At 75.6% G+C, this 271-nt stretch carries 1 protein-coding gene; it reads left to right on the top strand.

The genetic code is table 11. The features are described from left to right. The coding region (locus MFF64_RS39080) for a DNA-processing protein DprA (RefSeq protein ID WP_238193991.1) at positions 1-271 on the top strand (271 nt) is incomplete at both ends.

Below are 271 nucleotides of genomic sequence, written 5' to 3'. Positions count from 1 at the left end.
GCTTCCCCAGCCGCCCACCCACCTCTACCTGAAGGGGGAGCTTCCCCCGGAAAGGGAGGCGGTGGCCCTCGTGGGCACGCGCCGGGCCTCCCCTTGGGCCCTGGCCTTTGCCAGGAGGCTCGCCCGGGAGCTGGCCGAGGCCGGGCTTTGGGTGGCCTCGGGCCTCGCCCGGGGCATAGACCGGGAGGCCCACCTCGGGGCCCTCGAGGCCGGGGGGCGCACCCTGGGCGTCTTGGGAAGCGCCCTGGACCGGGTCTACCCCCCGGAAAAC

This window comes from Methylobacterium frigidaeris (genome assembly GCF_022179185.1).
Lineage (GTDB): Bacteria > Pseudomonadota > Alphaproteobacteria > Rhizobiales > Beijerinckiaceae > Methylobacterium > Methylobacterium frigidaeris.
The sequence above is the reverse complement of the archived record's forward strand: the minus strand, read 5'-3'. Positions and strand labels throughout refer to the sequence as shown.